The sequence below is a fragment of the Azonexus sp. IMCC34842 genome, from assembly GCF_050368855.1.
Classification (GTDB): Bacteria; Pseudomonadota; Gammaproteobacteria; order Burkholderiales; family Rhodocyclaceae; genus Azonexus; species Azonexus denitrificans_A.
The window spans coordinates 113705-130086 of the sequence record NZ_CP178449.1 but is presented as its reverse complement, the minus strand read 5'-3'; the positions used below and the strand labels follow the sequence as shown (position 1 = coordinate 130086).

Below are 16382 nucleotides of genomic sequence, written 5' to 3'. Positions count from 1 at the left end.
CCCGGCCTCAATCCAGACTGAAAGGAAAATGCCGCCGCACGATGCGGTGGTAGGTGCCGTCGGCGCGCATCGCAGCGATGGCCTGGTTGACGCCCTCCCGCAAGGCACCGTCGGTTTTCGGCAGGGCGATATGGACCGTGCCGCCCAGCCCGCTTTCGGTCAGCGGCCGGCCGGCAAACTCGAAGGCCCCGGCCGGCTCGGAATTCAACATGGCGTAGGCGCTGAGCATTGGAAACAGGCAGAAATCGACCTTCCCTTCGCGCAACAGGGTGAGGGCGTCGCCTATCGTCGGGGCGGTGAGTACCGTCAATTCCTGTGCCTGGGCAATGCTCTGCAGATAGCGGTGTTGCTGCGTTTCGGCGACGACGCCGAGGCGCGCCCCGCGCAAGCTGGCCAGGTCCGGCTCACGGCCGAGCCGCCTGGTAAAACGCTGTGTCGTCGCCGGCGCCGCCAGCAAGCGCGAGGACGAACGCCAGAGCGGGTCGCTGAAGGCCACTTGTTTTTCGCGTTCCGGCGTCCGCAGATAATTGCCGAAACCGAGCTCGAACTTTCCGCCCTCGATGCCCGGCAGTATTTCGCCGAACAGCACATGGCGCGTCACGCAACGGGCATTGATCCGCCGGCAGATTTCGCGCGCCAGATCTTCATTGAAAGCGATCAGACCGCCGCTCTGCGCGCCACCCCTGGCGGACTGGCCGGGCGCTGGCGAGAGGTTGTTCTGCACCCCCAGGGCAATGCGCAATGACCCGGCCTGGGCGACGGAGGCGCAGGCAAGCAAGAGCAGGACGATGGATAAAAAGGCGCGCATCAATCAAGTCTGAAGGGCTGAAACCGGGGGCGCAACAGGAGGAACATGCCGCCTCACTCGCTAGTATCGATCGGCAAAGTATAACAATGAAGCGTTTTCCAGCGCCTCGCTTATCCGGCCGGCCGGGCCGGCAATTCGAGCAGCTGGCCCTGCAGCGGAAAATAGATCGCCATCCGTAGCGGCCGGGCATCGGCGCGGAACAAGGCGGCGTAGCGCTCGAGTTGCGGCCGGAACTGTTCGGCGCGTTGCGGCAGATCGACCGCCGGCCCGCGTACGGTCTTGTAGTCGACGATCCAGCGGCAGCCGTCGGCGAGGAAAACCCGGTCGATCACGTGGTTTACTGCGCCCTGGCGTGCCGTGCCCTCGGTGATCGCGGCATCGGGCAGGCTGCTCCACGCCTGTTCGGCGGCGGCTTCCGGATGCGCGGCAAGAACCCAGCGGCCGCTCTCCGAAGTCAGTGTCGTGCACAGCGCCGCCACGGCCTCTGCGGCGCCGCTGGCCGCCGCCTTGGCAGCATGCCCCTGGTTCTGCAACCAGCGCCGCCAGGCCGGCTCGAGACCGGCGATACGCTCGACCGGCCAATGCGCCAAGCCCTGCCCGGCAATCAGTTCGAGACAGCGATGAACCAGCGTGCCGACCGAGGCCTCCAACGCCAGGCCGGCCTCGACGGCGTCCGGCTGCTCGGCGTTGCCGGCCGTCGGGAGCGCGGTCGCCGGCAGGTTTGCCAGCAGCGGCGGCACACCGGGCGCGATCAGGCGGACCAGCGGCGGCACGAAAGTCGCCGGATCGATCTCGCCGGGCGCTGCGGCCGGCGCCACGCCGGCCCCCAGGGCGGCGGCGAACACCGGCTGGGCGACGCCCGGCCAGAGCAGCTTGAGCAGCGAGCCACCGGCCGGCGGCTTCAAGCCGTCCTCCTTCTTGTCATCGGCCTGCGCCACACCGACCAGGTGCAGGCGGCGGATGGCACGGGTGGCGGCGACATAGAGCAGGCGCTCGTCTTCGTGCGCGGCGCGCTCGCCTTCCAACTTTTTCAGGTAGTCGTAGGTGCTCGGCTGCTCATTGCCGACGCCCTTGGCCTTCAGCGGGGCGACCAGCAAATGTTCGCTGCCGTCGGCCCCGGCCACTTCGTCCCAGAGCAGCAGGCTGCTCTCGTTGACGCCGGTGGTGCGGTGCAGGCCGGGCAGGATCACGGTCTCGAATTCGAGGCCCTTCGACTTGTGGATGGTCATCATCTGGATGCCGTCGCCAGCCCGGGCGTCGGGCGGCGCGAACAACTCGGCGGCCGCGGCGGCGAGGGTTTCGGCATTCAGCTTGCGGGCCGCCGCCAGCTTGTCCACCAGCCGGAAGAAAGCCTCGACATCGGCCATCGCCTCCGGTGCCTCCAGGCACTGCGGGCCGCCAAGCATCAGCCAGACGCCCTCCAGCCAGCGCCGCGGGTGGCGGCGATCCTGATGCGCGAAGGCCTGGTCCAGGACGGCGCGGACATGACCAAGGCGCTGCCGGCCATCGGCGGACAGCCGGGCCAGGCGCGTCTCGTCCTGCATCAATTGCCAGATGGTGCGCTGCTTGTCGTCCGCCGCCAGGGCGTGCAGATCGGCCAGCAGCAGGCCGCACCACGGGGCACGCAGGACGGCCAGCCAGTGCACGCGGTCGGCCCGGTGGGCAAGCGCCGAATACAGGGTGAGCAAATCCTGGACATGCTGGCGGGCCGCCAGCCCTTCGATCTCGACCGCCTGAAAACGCAGGTCCGGCGCCCGCCGGCGGATCTCGGCGACGAGCGCGTCGAGATGGCTGCGCGCCCTGACCAGCACGGCGATCCGTTCGTCCGGACTGGCCCGGCGGCTGGCAAGGATCAGATCGAGCACGCGGCGCCCTTCGTCCTCGGCAGCGTCGCTGTCATCGCGGGCAATCAGCGCCTCGACGCTGACCCCGCTGTCGGCGTGGGCGGGCCGGGTGGCGGCCGACTCGGCGTAACAGACAGCGCCGGAACCGGGATTGTCGGCGGCCGGAAAAATGCCGGGAAAACTGGCATTGACCCAATCGACGATGCCCGGGAAGGAACGGTTGTTGCGGAACAAGCGCAGGTGTTCGAGCCGGATGTCGCCGATGCCGCGTTCGCGAACCCGCAGGAACAGCCCGACATCGGCCTTGCGGAAACGGTAGATCGACTGCATCGGGTCGCCGACCACGAAGAGCGTTCGGCCGTCGTCCGGCATCCAGCCGCGCGTCAGCTTTTCGATCAGCGAGACCTGGCTCGGGCTGGTGTCCTGGAACTCATCGACCAGCAGGTGGCGGATGCGATAGTCGAGCGCCTCGGCCAGATCGGTCGGCGCTTCGTCATCGCCCAGCGCCAGCCCGGCACGGGCGGCGATTTCGATGAAATCGACCTCGCCGGCCTCCTGAAAGGTCAGCCACAACTGCCCGGCAGCCAGCCGCAACAGGCGCGAGAAGCATTCGACGGTGGCCCATTCGGCATCGCTCAGTTCCGGGTAGGGCAGACTGCCCAACTGGCCGAGCCCGGCTTCCAGTTCGGGAACGGCGGCCAGATCGGCGAGCAACTCGCCCATCGCCTCCTTCTGCGCCTTGACCGCCTTGTCGGCCGGGAAGCCGATGTTCTTGGTCAGGACCTTGCGCAGCGTCCCGGTGCCGGTCAGCAGCAGCGTTGCCAGCGCCTGCCAGCGGGCCAGATCGGCGATCTCGCCGGCCAGCGGCGTCGTCCATTCGAGCAGCGGTTCGAGCACTTCCGGCACGTTGGCCGCGGCGAAGCGGGCGAGCGGCATCAGCCGGGCCTGCCAGCCGGCCTCGAGCAGCCCGGCCAGCTGCGCCAGATCGCGTTCGATCAGGGCGGCAAAGCCGGCTTCGACTTCGTCCCGCATCTCGCCGCTTTCGATCCGCGTCGCGTGGTGCAGCCACTGGTCGCGACGGCCGAGCATGGCGACCAGCAGGCGTTCCAGGCGGCCGGCATTGTTGTCCATGAAGGCCAGCGCGGCGGCCACTACATCGGCATCGGCCCCCTCGCCTTCGAGCATTTCCAGCGTCCGGCGGGCGGCCGCCGCGTAATGCGCCGCGGCATCGTCGCTGACCCCGGGCTGGCTGCCGAAACGGCTGAGGTAAGGCATCTGCCGGGCCAGGCTGGCGCACAACGCGTCGAGCGTGGTGATGCGCAGGCGCCCGGGATGGCCGAGCAGGCCCCAGCTCCGCGCCCGGTCGTGGGCCAGCACCCGCTCGGCCAGCTCGAAGGTCAGGCGTTTGTGCGGCTGTTCCGGCAGTTCGCCGGCCGCAGCGCGTTCCAGGCTGCCGAGGATGCGGTCGCGCATTTCGGTCGCCGCCTTGTTGGTGAAGGTCAGCGCCAGCACTTCTTCCGGATGCTCGACGACGGCCAGCAGGCGCAGGTAGCGCTGCGTCAGCAACTCCGTCTTGCCGGCCCCGGCCGGGGCTTCGACGATGAAAGAGGCGACGTCGAGGGCCCGGCGCCGGGCGGTTTCGTCCTCTTGCAGGCGGTCGACCGCAGCATTCATCTGTTTATCCTGGAAATTGTCCGTCGCGCCACCGCGGCGCCCGGCCGCAATTGTCCGACATCTCGGCCGTTTCGTCCCGCCTCAGGTCTCGGCCGGCGAGAAACGGATGCAGTCGCGGCCGGCGTCCTTCGCCCGATACATCGCGATATCGGCCAGCTTGAGCACCTCTTCCTCGGTGAACTCGTGGTTCAAGAACATCGCGACACCGATACTCGCCGTGCAGTGCAGTTCGACGCTGCTCAGCGAACCGTCCTTGGCCCGGACATCGAGGACAAACGGTTCGCCGATGGCCAGGCGGATCTTGTCGGCGACCATCCCGGCCTCAAGCATCGACGGCCCGAGATCGACGTTGAGTTCGCCCAGCATGACGACGAATTCGTCGCCACCGAAGCGCGCCACGGTGTCGATCTCGCGGACGCACCGGCTGATCCGCTCGGCCGCCTGGACCAGCAGGCAGTCGCCGACGCAATGGCCGTGGATGTCATTGACCGGCTTGAAATCGTCGAGATCGAGGAACATCAGCGCCCCGTAACGGCCGCTCCGCCGGCTTGCCGCCATCGCCTGCTGCAAGCGGTCGTTCAACATCAGGCGATTGGGCAGCTGGGTCAGGGCGTCGTAGAAGGCGAGGTGATGGATCTTCTCCTCGGCCGCCTTGCGCTCGGTGACGTCATGAGTGACCACCACCACGTACTTGACCGCCCCCTGCTCGTCGCGAATCACCCCGCCGTGCGATTCCATCTGGCGGATGCTGCCGTCTGGCCGCAGGAAGCGATACTCGAGGTGTTGCCCGACCCCGGAAACGACGCTGTCCTGGAAGGCCTGGACGACGCGTTCCCGGTCGGCCGGATGAACATCGAGAAAGGACATCGTGCCGGACAGATTGCGCTCACCGAGCAGTTGGGCATACGACGGGCTGTTGTAGATGCGCCGCCCCTCGGTATCGAGAACGGCGATGAAGCCCTCGATGCTCTCGGCGATCAGGCGGAAGAACTCCTTCTGCTCGCGCAAGGCGTCCTCGACCTGCTTGCGCCCGCTGATGTCGTGGAATTCGCCGAGGATGCACGGTCGGCCGTTCAGGACAAACGGGCTGCCATTGATGTCGACGTAGATGATCCGGCCGTCATGGCGACGTACCGGGATGTTCTCGGCGGCCTCGATCTCGCCGCTGACCAGTTGGGCGAAGGCCTGGTTCACCTGCGGCATCTCGGCCGCCGGGTGGATGTCGGGAACGGCGAGTTCCGGCAGTTCGTCGCGCGAATAACCGACCATTGTCAGAAAGGCTTCGTTGGCGCTGAGCAGGCGCTTGCTGGTCACATCGGCAACGACCAGGCCGTTGCGCGCCTTGTCGAAAATCGCCCGGTACCGCGCCTCCGATTCCTCGCGGGCGATTTCGGCATTCTTCTTGTCCGAGATGTCGGTCAGCGCCACGTGCACGGCGAGCCTCTCATCCTCCCGGCGCACGCCGAGACAATCGAGTTGCAGATAAACGACGCCGGCCGCCGGTCGCTGCAGCTTGAATTCAGCCGTTTGCTGGCCACCGTGCAGGATCAGCGCAGCAAACAGTTGTTGCCAGCGCTCGGCATCTTCCGTTGCCAGATAGGCGGCGAAATCCTGGCCAAGCAGGCGGTCGCGCGCGGTGCCGAACAGTTCGGCACCGGTCAGATTGATTTCGGCAATCAGCCCGTCGCGCGTCAGGGTCAGATAGCCGACCGGCGACAATTCATAGAGATCGAGGTAACGGTTGTGCGCCACCTCGATTTCGGCCAAGGCCTGGCGCAATGCGGCGTTTTTGTCTTCCAGCTGGCGTTTCTGGCATTCAAGCTCGTGCAGCAACGCCGGCATCGACAGGTCGGTCCTCCCCGTATCCTGCCGGTGCGCCGCATCGCCTGCTGCCGACGCCCGGCCAGCCTTGTCCTTCATCAGCGCAATCTCCTTGCATGCCGCCATGGTGCTCTCGGCGGCACCGGAAAATCAGTCAATTTGCTTTTCCACTATAGGCCAAACCTACGCCGAACAGCTGGCCGGCCGGTGGATGCCACACGTCCACCAGCTAGCATACACCGGCTACCGGCAAGCGCGGCTCAGCCGGTGCCTTTGGCTTGCGCTTCAGCCAGCAGGCGCTGGCGCTCGGCCAGGCGGAGCAGCGGCTTCACTTCACAATACTGCAGCGCCTTGGCGTCGGCGAAACTGACCCCGGCGACGCCCTGGCGAACTTCGCGGGCGACGGCATGCAGGCGTTCGCGCCAGTGCATGACGACGGCGATCCAGTCGGGGAATTCGGCCGGATCGAAAATCTTCTGCTTGTCGTCGCCGACCCCCTGGACACCGGGCAGGATGTCCTTTTCGTCGGCCACCCCGGCGAATCCCGGCTTGTCGAGCAGGACCTTGGCAAAAACCACGGCCGCCACCTCGTCGGCGACCAGCGCCGCGTAGATCGGCAATTGCGGCTCGGTCAGCCGGGCCGCGGCCCAGTTCTTGATGTCGATGGCGGCGCCGGTCTTGTAGTCGATGATGACCTGCCGGCCATCGGCCAGTTGATCGATGCGGTCGACCACCATTTTTACCCGGATTTCCTCGATCTCGACTTCGGCCGGCTGCTCGCAGGCGACCACCGTGAAATCCAGCCCGCGCTTGGCTTCGACGGCCAGCCAAACGGTCAACAATTTTTCCAGGCGCGCCGCCTCCAGTTGGCGGAAGCGCTCCGGCAAACTGACCCGGCGTTCCGTTTCAAAGCTCTCAAGCGCCTGCCGCACCGCCGCCCCGATGACCTGCGCCAGCGCGGCCGGGGCCAGGGCGGCCAGCGCCTGCGAGCTGCGCACGTCGCGCCAGAACGCTTCCAGCGCTTCGTGCACCAGTGTCCCGCGAGCCGCCGGGTCGAGGCCTTCGACCGGCTCCTCCATGGCTTCGCCGCCCAGCCGGTACTGGTAATAGGCCCAGGCCGGGCAGATTGCCTGGGCACGCAGCAACCAGCTGCCGCCGGAGACTTTCTCGCCTTCGGCGACCGGTGGAGCCAGCGCATCGGCCCGCCGCTCGCAGGCGATGCCAGCCTGGACGGCCAGTTGGCGGGCCAGCGCCTCGCCGACCACCGGCCCGGCAGCGGCCGCCGCCAAGCCGGCGATCAGCGGACTGGGGCGGAGTATCCGGTTGCCGTCGGCCAGCGCATACGAAAACGTCACATCGGGTGCGGCGAGCAACAGCCGGGCATGGACGCGCGTCGCGAAATCGAGTTCGACCTCGGCACTGGCATGCGCCGCGCCGGCTGCCCGCAACAGTTCGGCCGGCAGCAGCGGATTCGGCCGGGGGGCCGGCGGCCAGAGGTCGTCATTCATGCCCATCACCCACAGGGCATCGAAAGCCAGGCCAGCGCTTTCGAGTACGCCGAGCACCTGGATGGCCGGCTGGCCGCGCGTTTCCGGCTGGAAGATACGCTGCCGGCAGAGCTGCGTCAGACGACGGACGGCTTCGGCGAACGACAAGGGGCCGAGCAGCGCGTCGAAGCGGCCGAAGCCGTCGAGGACTTCGCCGAACGCCCGGCAGGCCTGGAATTCGTGGCTGGACAGCGGCCGCTCGCCGGGCCAGCCAAGCGCTTTCAGCGCCTGGCGGAAACGCGCCGTCCATTCGCCGGGGCGCAAGGTTTTCGGCCAGCCGTTCAGCGTCGCGATAAATTCGTGCAGCGCGGCGATGGTTTGCGGGCAGAGCGGCGGCGCTTTTTCAGCCAGCCGTTCGGCCTGCCGGATCAGCGCCGACAATGTCGTGAAATACGGCAGGTCGCGGCGCAGCGTGGCATCGAGCCGGGCCCGCCCGTCGGCTTCGTGCTCGGCGGCCGCCCAGCCGCCGGCCAGCAACAGCGCCGACAAGCGGCTTTGCTCGACCTTGCCGCGGCCTTTGCCGACCGCCCCGACGGCCAGCAGCTCGAGGCCGACACGGATCAGCGGCAGATCGGCCAGAGCCCGGCCGAGCGAAAAGTTGAAGGAACGCGCCACTTCGCCGGCATCGGGCCGAATCAGCGACGGGTGCAAAATATCGTCGAGGGCGAACTCCAGCCGGTCGCGCACGCCGGCCAGGTCGGGCGCCACGACGCCCAGCCTGACGGCCGGATTGGCGGCCAGCTGGGCGCTCGCCCAAGCCGCGACGGCGGCGCATTCGGCGGCGCTGTCGGGGCAGGCCAGGCGCCGACGCGTTCCGGCGCCGTCCGCTGCGCTGCCCTCGTCGAGGCGATCGGCGGCATCGTCGACGACGACCCCGCGTGCCGTCAGCGCGGCGGCCAGGTACTCCTCAAGCGGCGTGCGGCGATCGAAGCCGGCAAAAACCACGGCCGGCGGCAAGTTGAAATGACCGGCCTCGATCAAGCCGATCAGCTGCCGATGCAGGCTGGCCTGGTCGAGCCACTGGCTGCTCCGGCAGCGTTTGACGAATTCGGCCTGCCAGCCGAGAAACAAGCGTGCTTCGTCGGACAGCGTGGCGCCACTCGGGCGGATCTGCCAGATCGTCGCCAGGGCATGCGCCTCGGCAGCCGAGGTCGCCATGCCCTGAATATCGAAGAGCGGTGCCGCCTCGGTCAGCGACGCTTCGATAACGCTTTCCCAGAGCAGCCGCTCGGCGAACGGGTCGAGGCCGCCCGGCAGTTCGGCAAGGCCGCTGAGCAAGGCTTCGTCGGCCAGCGCCGCCAGCCATTGGCCGACGGTCAGCGCCTGCCGCGTCCGCCAGACGGTTTGCCCGCCCGGCACCGCGCCGCGCAAGGTTTGGGCAAGGCGGGTGGTGGCGCACAGATAGAGGGTTTGGCTCATACGATTGGCCAGCAGTCCGGTCGCTCAGTTGGCTCTGGCCGGCCGTACCGGGCGGGCGGGAGCCGGCAGCGTCGGACGTTCCGGCTTCGCCGGTTTGACCACCGGCGAGGCCGGTCTGGCCGTCGGCCGCGCCGGGGCCAGCGAACGCGTCTCGCTCCCGACCGAGCCGGGCATCGCCGGCCGGGCCGGCGCCGCAGGTGGCACCGGCTTCGCCTCGGACGGCGGCAGGCTGGGCGCTACCTTGCCGGGCATGGCCGGGCGCGCCGGACCCGGCGGACTGGCCGGAACGGCATTGCTTTGGGCGAGGCCCATGCCGGCCGACAACAGGCTGCCGACCAGGCAGATCAGGAAACGCAATTGCATGATTTTCTCCAGCACATCAATTCGGGCAGTATGCCAGCCGCCGGCACGCGGTGCGGTCAGGGTGTCCCGACAAACAGGAAAATATTGGAAACGCCGCTCGTCGAGTAGCCGAGACCGAAATAGGCCGGACCGAACGGCGTTTCGCCGCCGATATAGACCGCCGTCGAATCGAGAACCCCGTTGAGCTTCGATTCGCTGTAGCGCATCCCGACCTGCGCCGCCTCGAAGGACAGCCCGAGGCGCATGTCGCCGCGCAAACCGAGCGGCAGGCGGCCGATGATCTGCTCGGTGCGCAGACCGGCGTAGCGGATGTCGTCGCCGATGATCTGGTTCGGCGCGAAGGCCGTCATGTTCTGGAAGCCGCCCAGCATTCCCGCATCGTAGAGCGGCAATTCGCCCTTCGGCGAACCGATGTAGCGAAGCCGGGCATTGAACACCGTGCCGCCGAACGCGAAGGCGCCGCGCAGGTCGGCATCGGCCCGCGAGTAGTTCTGCTGCGGCGAATCGAAATACGACAGCTGGGCCGCCCAACCCCGGGTCGGGAAATACATCCGGTCGAACTGATCGAAATCGAGCGTTGTCCGCCAGCCGCCGAATTTCTGGTCGGCGCTCGGCAACGAGGGCGAGCCGATATCGAGATCGAAGAAACGATGCCGTTCGACCCAGCCGAGACGGACCGGCCCGAGCAAGCCGACATTGGCCCCGAGGTAGGCGCCGATGCCGCTCTCCGTCGCCTTGTACTGGGCAACCCGGCGATCGTCCTGAAAGACGTTGATCTGGGCCTGCTCGACGCCGGTCGTCGCTTCGGCAAAGAAGCGCTGCGCCGGATCGAGCGGCTGGTAGAAATTGGCCCCCAGGCGGTGGGTCGAACCGATCTCGCCGGTGACGATCAGTTCGCCGCCCAGCTTGTTCAGCCAGGTCCGGTGATAGGCGGCGCGCAGCGAAAAAGCCGAACCCTGGCTGTTGTCGGCCTGCAGGTTGACGGCGAAGCGCAGGTAATCCGGCCCCCAGCTTTTCTCGACCGGCATGACGCGCAGAATGTTGCGCTCGCGCTGCTGCAGCACGGTGTAATCGACGCTTTCGTAGTAGCCGTCGCCATACATCCGGAGCAAATCGCGGTTGATGCTGCTCGGCCGGATGGTCTGCCCCGGCTCGACATGCAGATGCCGCTCGATCACCGCCCGATTGACCCGGTCGAGGCCGACGATTTCGATCTCATCGATCTTCGGCGAGACCCGGTTGAGCACTTCGATACCCCGCCACCACGCCGCATAGCGGACCGGGTCGACGGCCAGGCGGGCCAGTTGGGCGCCCATCGCCTCGGCCGCCTCGCGGCCGCGATCGGCCGTTTCGGCATGGCGCTCGAAATCGCCGGCGGTGATGCCGTTGAGCTCGGGCTTGATGTAGATGTCGCCCGGCCGCAGCGTGGCCAGCGAGCGCGTCACGTTCTGCTCGGTCAGCAGGTTGACCATCTGCGTCGACACCGTCAGCAGCGAGCCGACATCCTCGGCCTTGAGCAGCGGCGAGCCGACATTGACGACGATCACCACGTCGGCCTGGCAGCGCTCGCGCACCTCGCCGATCGGCACGTTGTCGACTAGGCCGCCATCGACCAGCTTGTGCCCGCGATGAAGGACCGGCGCGAGCAGGCCGGGCACCGACATGCTGGCCCGCATCGCCGTCGCCAACGATCCGTCGCGCAAGACGACGCGTTCGCCGGTGCCGATATCGGTGGCGATGATCGACAAGGGCAGCGGCAATTGCTCGATGCCGCGTTCGCCCTGATTGGCGCGCACCAGCTGGTTGAAGAACAGCTTGATTTTCTGCCCGGCGACGACGCTCGACTGGTATTTGACGCCATCGGTCATGACGCCGCTCTCCGAGCCGGGCAGGTAGCGGCTCGATACCGCCTTGTTGCGATAGCTCATCTCCGAGTATTCGGGATTGTCGATGAACATGTCGTTCCAGTCGGCACTGGCCAGACTCTGCCGCATCACCGCCGGCGACATGCCGGCCGCCCAGGCGCCGGCGACCAGGGCGCCCATGCTGGTGCCGGCGACGCAGTCCACCGGGACGTGCAGTTTTTCCAGCACTTCCAGCACGCCGATGTGCGCCGCGCCGCGCGCCCCGCCGCCGCCGAGCACCAGGCCGACGCGCGGCCGGCGCGGTTCTTCGGCGGCCTGTGCGACAACGACGACAGCCAGCAAGACAACAATCAACGGACGGATCAAACGAGAGCGATTAGGCATGGGACAAAACCGGTAGTTACAAAAAAGCCCTGCCGAAGCAGGGCTTTTCGTTGAAGCGTCGGCCGATTACTTGGTGCCGATGACTTCGATATCAACGCGACGATCCGGTTGCAGGCAATCGATCAGCGCCTTGGACTTCTTCTCGCCCTTGCACTTGTTGCCGGTGACCGGTTGCTTTTCGCCCTTGCCTTCGGTGTAAACACGGTTGGCTTCGATACCCTTGGCCACCAGGTATTCCTTGACCGCGGCAGCGCGCTTCTCGGACAGCTTCTGGTTGTAGGCGTCGCCACCGATACGGTCGGTATGGCCGACAGCCAGGATCACTTCGAGCTTGATCGCCTTGGCCTTGGAGACCAGTTCGTCGAGCTTGGCCTTGCCTTCCGGACGCAGCACAGCCTTGTTGAAGTCGAACAGGGCGTCAGCGGCGACGGTGACCTTTTCGCCAACGATGCCGGTCTTCGCCGGAGCGGCGCCGGTTGCAGCGCTGGTCTTCGGTTCGCAGGCTTCCTTCGGCAGCAGGTCCTTGTCGCATTCGCAACCGGCGGCGTCCTTGGCCGCGGCAGCCGGGGTCCAGTAGCCGGTACGCCAGCACAGGCCGAAGCCGCTCTTGGCGACGACGTCGCGCTGGTCGATGACATAAACGCGCTCTTGTGCTTGTGCAACAGCAGCACCGAAGCCGATACCGGCCAGCAGTGCCAGAACCAGTGATTTCTTGACGATGTTCATAATGAGGGTATCCCTGTCGAAAATTTTAGACCCCCACATTGTAAGGGAAACCGTCTCAATCTATTACGAATAGTTGCTTTCCTACGCCGCGGCCATGCAAAGAGAATTCCGGTTTTTCGCCACGGGTCAATTACCATAGACCCTTGATTTCGATTCACGGATGGTAATGGCAAGCATCAAAAGATTTGTCCATTGGCTTCTCGGCAAGCCAACGTCGAGCGACCAGCCGGTGGTTGCCGCCCTCGCCCGGTTTCGCGACCCGGAAGCCGACGCGCTGGAACTGATCCGCCACCTGATCAGTGTCCTGCGCCCGCAGAACCGGCGCGACGACGAATCGGCCGAGCGCTATCAGCGCATGCTGAGCGAACTGGAGGTCGATGGCGAACTGCGCCGGGCTTTTCGCGCCCATATCGTGCATTTCATTGCCGCCCGCCGGCTGATGACCTTCTTTACCGACAGCGGCATCCTGCCGGGCACCGGCTTTTTCTCCGAGTGGTGGCGCATCCTGGGCAACCGCCTGCTGCCCGAAGCACTCGACGAGCGGCAGTTGAAGGACTGCCTGCACGTCATTTTCGACCAGGCCGCCGACTGGCGCTGGCTGGAGCGCATCCCCGACGGGGCGTCGCAACGCTTCTGGGCGCTCATCGCCCCGGCCGAGGAGTTGCGCAGCCTCGACTGGCGCGGCATCGAGGAACAGATGCTCGACGCCGTGCTGCTGCTTGCCCACCGGGTCAGCGGCCTCGGCATCGAGGGCGAACTGATGCGCGCCTCGCCGGATTTCGACGACCATACGCCGCGCTTCATCGCGCTGTCGGCCGAAGCGCTGGATTTCGTCAATGCTTTCCGCGCCGCGCAGAGCGACCCGGCACAGGCCGCCGACGACGGCAGCCAGTTGCTGGTCATCGCCGCGCAATGCCAGGACACCCTGGAGCGCATCCGCAAACGGGCGCTGAGCATCGGTACCAGCCTGCACCTCTCCTACATCCTGACGCGCAGCGAGCAAAGCCTGCTGCGCCTGCACGAACTGGTCGCCATCCTGACCGGCGGCGGCCATGCCGAAGCCATCGAGGCCTCGGCCGAATTCGCCCGCGCCGCCTTCCTCGCCGAAAATCGCCGGAACAGTCTCGGCTTCTACATGACCCAGCTGTCACGGCTGCTCGCCGTGCGCGTCACCGAGAACGCGGCGCGCTCCGGCGAACACTACATTTGCGAGAGCACGGCCGACTACCGCCAGATGTGGCGCTCGGCGGCCGGGGCCGGCGTGCTGATCGGCGGCATGGCGCTGCTCAAGATCTTTACCGCCGACCTGCACGCCCCGCTGTTCGTCGAAGCCTTCCTGTTCAGCATGATCTACGGCCTCGGTTTCGTCCTCATCTTCCTGCTCGGCATGACGGTGGCCACCAAGCAGCCGGCAATGACGGCGCAAACGCTGGCCGGCCTGCTCGGCGATCTAAAGCCGACCCGCGCCGCCGACCTCGAACGTCTGGTCGATGTCGTCGCGGCGGTCAGCCGCAGCCAGCTGGCGGCCATTGCCGGCAACGTGATGGTCGCCCTGCCGGTGGCCATCGCCATCGGTTTCGGCTTGAGCCACTGGCTCGGCGAGCCGGTCATCTCGACCGACAAGGGCGCCCACCTGATCGCCGATCTCGACCCCTTGAGCTGGGCCCTGCCGCACGCCGCGATTGCCGGCTTCTACCTGTTCCTCTCCGGGCTGATCACCGGCTATTTCGACAACAAGGCGGCCTATGCCAACATCGGCCAGCGCATCGGGCGCCTGCCGTGGCTGCGCCGCCTGTTCGGCGACGAGCGGGCCGGACGTTTCGGCAACTACATCCAGGAACGGCTGGGCGGCCTGATGGGCAACTTCCTGTTCGGCTGCATGCTCGGCTCGACCGGGGTGATCGGCACTATCCTCGGCCTGCCGCTCGACATCCGCCACATCGCCTTCTCCTCGGCCAATCTCGGCTACGCGCTGATCGGCTTCCAGTTTTCCCTGCCGGTCCAGGCCGTGCTGTGGGCGGCCTTCGGCATCGCCGCGATCGGCTTCACCAACCTGGCGGTCAGTTTCTGGCTGGCCCTGCGCACCGCCCTCGGCGCCCGGCGCATTCAGTTCGAGCACTGGGGTCCGTTGTTCTCGGCGATCTGGCTGCGCTTGCGCCAACAGCCGCGCAGTTTCCTGCTGCCCCCGAAGCAGTCGGCGGACGCTGCCGCCGGCAGCTAGAATGCGGCGGTGAGCAAAGCCTCGGCGGCGTCCCGGCGCCTCTTCCCCATGCTGTTGATGGCGCTCGCCGCACCGCTCGCGGCCGGCGAGATCGAGCTGCAGGCAACCGATGCGATCAGCGAACTGCTGACGCCCTACCTGCCGGCCGAAGCCGGCAGCCGGCACAAGCTGGAAGAGCAGCTCGGCGAGATCCTGGCAACCGAGGGCTATTTTTCGCCGCACCTCGAATTCGCCGACAGCGACGGCCGGCTGCTGCTGAAAGTCGATCCCGGTCCGCGCACCACCATCGGCGAAGTCAATGTCGCCATCGACGGCCCGCTGGCGGCGGCGACCCGGGCAACGCTGATCGCCGGGTGGCCCCTGCCGGTCGGCCGGCCGTTCCGCCAGGCCGACTGGAATACCGCCAAGCAGCAGGTGCTCGGAGAATTGCTGGCGACCGAGCATGCCGGCGCCCGGCTGGTCGATAGTGCCGCCGAAATCGACACCGCCAGCCAGCGCGCGACGCTCAGCGCCCACTACGACGCCGGCCCGCGCTACCGCTTCGGCGAACTGCGCATCACCGGCCTGCAACGCTATACGCCGGACCTGATCGAACGCTACAACCGCGTCGTCCACGCTGGCGAGCCTTACCGCGCCGACCGCCTGAACACACTGCAGAGCACGCTGCAAGCGACGCCCTACTTCGCTTCGGTGCAGGCGACGCTCGATCCGGCGGCCAGCGACGCCGATACCGATGCCGACGGGACGATCACCGCCCCGGTGCTGCTCGCCGTCCGCGAGCGCCAGCCACACCGCATCGGCTTCGGGGCCGGTGCCAGCTCGAACACCGGAGCCCGCGTCGAGGTCAATTACCAGACCCCCAACCTTTTCAGTCAGGCTTGGGAACTGAACAGCGGCGTGCGCCTCGAGCAGAAGCGGCAAACCGCCTACGCCGACGTCTTCCTGCCACCCGACAGCAAGAACCGCCGGCACAGCGTCGGCCTGATGGCCGAAGGCAGCGACATCCAGGGCTTGCGGACCGAGCGCTACGCCTTTGGCGCGCAGACCGTGCAGCAGCGCGGCAGCATCGAACAGCGCCTGTCGCTGAACTGGCAGGAAGAACGCCGCAATCCGGACGGCGCGCCGGAAACCACCAGCCGGGCGCTGGTCCCCAACGTGATGTGGACCTGGCGGCAGGTCGACAGCCTGCTCGACCCGCACCACGGCATCGTGCTCCAGGCGCAGATCGGCGGCGGCGCCAAGGCGGCGCTCTCCGATCAGAACTTCGTCCGCCTGCACGGCCGCTGGCTGCAGTACGTGCCGCTCGGCCGGGTCGATACGCTGACCCTGCGCGGCGAGGTCGGCTACACCCAGGCCGATTCGCGCCGGCGCATCCCGCAGGATTACCTGTTCCGCACCGGCGGCACCGGCTCGGTGCGCGGCTATGCCTACCAGAGCCTCGGCATCAAGGAAGGCGCGGCAACGGTCGGCGGGCGCTATCTCGGCGTCGTCAGCGCCGAAGCCACGCACTGGCTGAACGACAGCTGGGGCATCGCCGCCTTCGTCGATGCCGGCGATGCGATCGACGACCTCGCCGACATCAAGCTGGCCGTCGGCTACGGCCTCGGCGCCCGCTGGCGCAGCCCGGCCGGACCGATCGGGGTCGATCTGGCCTACGGTCAGCGGACCGGCGAAGTGCAACTGCACTTCTCCTTGGCGATTCCGTTCTGA

Annotated in this window: 9 protein-coding genes; 2 read left to right on the top strand and 7 right to left on the bottom strand. The window is 67.2% G+C overall.

The window, feature by feature from the left end; all coding sequences use genetic code 11:
* Positions 1-7: 7 nt before the first annotated feature.
* The 7 genes from ACLIKD_RS00555 to ACLIKD_RS00525 form a co-directional block, all read right to left on the bottom strand.
* Entirely contained in the window at positions 8-808 is an 801-nt protein-coding gene (locus ACLIKD_RS00555; RefSeq protein WP_428826732.1) for a substrate-binding periplasmic protein, read from the bottom strand.
* A gap of 110 nt (positions 809-918) precedes the next feature.
* Positions 919-4326 carry a UvrD-helicase domain-containing protein gene (locus ACLIKD_RS00550; protein ID WP_428826731.1) on the bottom strand — a complete coding sequence of 1136 codons (3408 nt, stop codon included), beginning with the start codon at positions 4324-4326 and terminating at the stop codon, positions 919-921.
* Positions 4327-4407: 81 nt separating this feature from the next.
* A complete protein-coding gene (locus tag ACLIKD_RS00545; protein WP_428826730.1) occupies positions 4408-6273 on the bottom strand; it encodes a PAS domain S-box protein in 1866 nt (621 codons plus the stop codon).
* 134 nt (positions 6274-6407) lie between these two features.
* A complete protein-coding gene (locus ACLIKD_RS00540) occupies positions 6408-9113 on the bottom strand; it encodes a PD-(D/E)XK nuclease family protein (protein WP_428826729.1) in 2706 nt (901 codons plus the stop codon).
* Positions 9114-9137: 24 nt separating this feature from the next.
* Positions 9138-9476 carry a hypothetical protein gene (locus tag ACLIKD_RS00535; protein ID WP_428826728.1) on the bottom strand — a complete coding sequence of 113 codons (339 nt, stop codon included), beginning with the start codon at positions 9474-9476 and terminating at the stop codon, positions 9138-9140.
* A 56-nt stretch (positions 9477-9532) separates the two neighbouring features.
* Positions 9533-11725: a patatin-like phospholipase family protein gene (locus ACLIKD_RS00530; RefSeq protein ID WP_428826727.1), complete on the bottom strand. Its 2193-nt coding sequence runs from the start codon at positions 11723-11725 to the stop codon at positions 9533-9535.
* A 66-nt stretch (positions 11726-11791) separates the two neighbouring features.
* Positions 11792-12451, bottom strand: coding sequence for an OmpA family protein (locus ACLIKD_RS00525; protein ID WP_428826726.1), 660 nt, complete (start codon positions 12449-12451; stop codon positions 11792-11794).
* A gap of 166 nt (positions 12452-12617) precedes the next feature.
* On the opposite strand from ACLIKD_RS00525, the gene ACLIKD_RS00520 reads away from it, so the two are divergent.
* On the top strand, positions 12618-14672 hold the full coding sequence (locus tag ACLIKD_RS00520; protein WP_428826725.1) for a site-specific recombinase: 2055 nt from the start codon (positions 12618-12620) through the stop codon (positions 14670-14672).
* Between the two features lie 9 nt (positions 14673-14681).
* Complete coding sequence (locus ACLIKD_RS00515) at positions 14682-16382, top strand: autotransporter assembly complex protein TamA (protein ID WP_428826724.1); 1701 nt, start codon at positions 14682-14684, stop codon at positions 16380-16382.

Coding starts and splice junctions, on each gene's coding strand:
- ACLIKD_RS00525 (WP_428826726.1), bottom strand. CDS start 12,451: ATGAACATCGTCAAGAAATCACTGGTTCTGGCACTGCTGGCCGGTATC.
- ACLIKD_RS00530 (WP_428826727.1), bottom strand. CDS start 11,725: ATGCCTAATCGCTCTCGTTTGATCCGTCCGTTGATTGTTGTCTTGCTG.
- ACLIKD_RS00535 (WP_428826728.1), bottom strand. CDS start 9,476: ATGCAATTGCGTTTCCTGATCTGCCTGGTCGGCAGCCTGTTGTCGGCC.
- ACLIKD_RS00520 (WP_428826725.1), top strand. CDS start 12,618: ATGGCAAGCATCAAAAGATTTGTCCATTGGCTTCTCGGCAAGCCAACG.
- ACLIKD_RS00540 (WP_428826729.1), bottom strand. CDS start 9,113: ATGAGCCAAACCCTCTATCTGTGCGCCACCACCCGCCTTGCCCAAACC.
- ACLIKD_RS00550 (WP_428826731.1), bottom strand. CDS start 4,326: ATGAATGCTGCGGTCGACCGCCTGCAAGAGGACGAAACCGCCCGGCGC.
- ACLIKD_RS00555 (WP_428826732.1), bottom strand. CDS start 808: ATGCGCGCCTTTTTATCCATCGTCCTGCTCTTGCTTGCCTGCGCCTCC.
- ACLIKD_RS00545 (WP_428826730.1), bottom strand. CDS start 6,273: ATGGCGGCATGCAAGGAGATTGCGCTGATGAAGGACAAGGCTGGCCGG.